The organism is Actinoplanes sp. NPDC048791 (assembly GCF_040650095.1).
Classification (GTDB): domain Bacteria; phylum Actinomycetota; class Actinomycetes; order Mycobacteriales; family Micromonosporaceae; genus Actinoplanes.
In genome coordinates, this window is record NZ_JBEZGQ010001147.1 from 1 (window position 1) to 2456 (window position 2456).

The following is a 2456-nucleotide window of genomic DNA, read 5'->3' on the forward strand; positions in this document are numbered from 1 at the left end:
GGCAGGCCCCGGGCGACGGCCAGCAGCGTGTCCTGGCACGCCTCCTCGGCGTCCTCGCGGTTGGGCAGCAAGCGGGCACAGACCCGCAGGACTTCGGGGCGGACTGTCACCAGGAGCACATTGAGGGCGGCCAGATCGCCGGCGGAGGCGATGCGGGCCAGGTCTTCGACATCGGGAGCGTGCATAGCGCGTCCTCTCCGCGCTCAGTATGCATCCGGGGTGCACGGCCGGATGTCCCCCGCTCGTGCCACGTTCCGTAGCCGTACGGCGACAGTCAGGTAGGCGACAGTAGCGAACCAGGCCGGGCGAACCGGTGGACGAACTTGCTGACCGTCCACCGATGAAGCGGAGCTCGACATGTACGCACCCGCACTGAATTCCCTCGCCCTCGCCGTGGCGTTGTCCGGGGCGCTGGTCGCCACCGCGACGCCGCCCGCCTGGGCCGGCGCCACGGCCCACCGCCCGGCCCTGGTCTCGGCGGACAAGTCACCGCCGCAGATACGTGACGTCCGGTTCTCCCGTACGGCTGTGGCGGTCCGGGGGCTCGCCGTCGTCCCGGTACGGGTGTCCCTGCGGCTCACCGACCCGTCCGGCGTGCTGGACAACCCGCACGACATGAACCCGTCCCCGCAGCTGACCATCGGGCCGGTCCCGGGCTTCCAGTCGAAGCTGCGGCCGGTGCTGACGCGTACCTCGGGAACGGCGACCGACGGCACCTGGAGTGCGACCGTCAACGTGCCGTCCACCTGGAACGGCACCGTGCGGATCGTCTCGGCCGGGGCGTCGGACACGGCCGGCAACACGGTCACCAAGGCGCTGTCCGGGGCCGCGTCCCCCAAGCTGCGGGTACGGGGCACCCACCGGCCCGCCGTGACGTTGCGCTACTCCCTGCTGGACGGGGGCGGGTTCCGGATCCACGGGCGCGCCTACTACACCGACACCGGGCGGCCGCTGCGGTCGAAGGCGCTGGCCACCGCGTACGACAGCAACTGTGACTTCGACGGGGGTGCGACCAACAACGTGGTCACCGATGCTCAGGGCAACTACGAGAAGCTGTTCCGCAACGGCGGCGCGGGTGCTGCCGGTTGTGTCGCGCTGATCGGGCGGGCCGCGCGCCACCAGCGGCCGACGATGCTCACCTACCGCATCGCGTCCGCGCCGAACTACGCCGTGCCCGCCGCCGCGATGCTCCAGCCGGCGGATCTGAACGGGGCGGACACCACGACGGTCACCGACGACTACTGGGCCGCTCTGCAGCCGCCGCAGCCGTGTGGCCCGTACTCCTCGGCCGGACTGCGCCGGGAGCACCGGACCGTGCAGGCGATGATCGGGGTGGACAACCGCCCGTCGGTGATCGTGAACGACGTGGCGACGTACGCGTCCGACGGTGCCCACCGGTATCTGACGCAGCTGCGCAAGGCCGTGGCGACCTGTGGCCACGGATGGTCCGTCGTCGGCACCGGCGTGGCCGGCGACGAGTCGCTGCTGCTGCGGCGCCGGGAGCACATCGACTACGCCGAGACGGACAAGGACACCTATGTGGTGGTGGCCCGGACCGGTCGCGCCGTCGTGGTCGTGGCCGACACCGGCTGGGAGACCGGCGACGGGCACGAGGCAGTGGCCCGGCGGCTGAGTGTGGTGGCAGTCAAGCGCGCGGCCGTTCTCTAGGCCGTCCTGATCGGACAGTGGATTCACCGGTGAGCGTGGCCGCGGCGGACATTCCCGTCGCGGTCACTGCCGTGTCCGGTACCTCCAGCACCGCCCGCAATGCGGCCAGCGCCTCCTCGGCGAAGTGCCACAGTGGCCGGTCGCCGTCCTGGTCGAGCCACTGCTGGATGGACACGTGCAGCAGGGTCACGCCGGTCTCGGCGAGCAGCGCCGCGGTCATCGCCGGCACCCCACGCTCGCGGAAGCCCGCGCTGATCGCCTCGCAGATGCCCGCACGCTTGCGCAGCTCCCGCTCGCCCAGGCCCGGGTCGGAGCGCACGATCTCGCGTCGCCGGCGCACCTCGTCCCGCCGGCCCTCGAACCAGGTGTCCGCCACGGTCCGCAGCGCGCCGACGATCAGCCCGAGGGGATCGGCCGCCGGGGGCGCCTCGGCGATCATGCGACGGGCCAGCTCGGGCAGCTCGTGCTCGCCGGCGAAGAGAACCTCGCGCTTGTCGGCGTAGTGCCGGAAGAAGGTGCGGGTGGTGAGCCCGGCCCGGGCGGTGATCTGCGGAACCGTCGTGGCGGCGAAGCCCTGCTCGGCGAAGAGCTCGAGAGCGGCCTGCTCGAGCCGTTCCCGCGCGTCCGGACGCCATCTGCTCACCGGGCCGATCCTACCCTGATGACACGCGATGTCATGGCGGTGTACGTTGACGACATCGCGTGTCATCAGTAGGCGCCGGTGAAGAGCGGAGACGACACGTTCGACGTCGTGCACGCCCACCAGGTGCTGCAGCACGTCGGCGACC

3 protein-coding genes are annotated in these 2456 nt (G+C 71.7%); 1 reads left to right on the top strand and 2 read right to left on the bottom strand.

Going from position 1 to position 2456, the window contains the following annotated elements; translation table 11 throughout:
- A partial coding sequence (locus AB0C29_RS43475) for a sigma factor (protein ID WP_360833523.1) occupies positions 1-185 on the bottom strand: 185 nt, incomplete at its 3' end.
- A 172-nt stretch (positions 186-357) separates the two neighbouring features.
- Between AB0C29_RS43475 and AB0C29_RS43480 the strand changes: the two genes are divergently transcribed.
- Complete coding sequence (locus AB0C29_RS43480; protein WP_360833525.1) at positions 358-1668, top strand: hypothetical protein; 1311 nt, start codon at positions 358-360, stop codon at positions 1666-1668.
- Here AB0C29_RS43480 and AB0C29_RS43485 read toward each other — a convergent pair.
- Positions 1646-2311: a helix-turn-helix domain-containing protein gene (locus tag AB0C29_RS43485; protein WP_360833527.1), complete on the bottom strand. Its 666-nt coding sequence runs from the start codon at positions 2309-2311 to the stop codon at positions 1646-1648. The two genes, AB0C29_RS43480 and AB0C29_RS43485, sit on opposite strands and share 23 nt — an antisense overlap.
- Between the last annotated feature and the right edge of the window lie 145 nt (positions 2312-2456).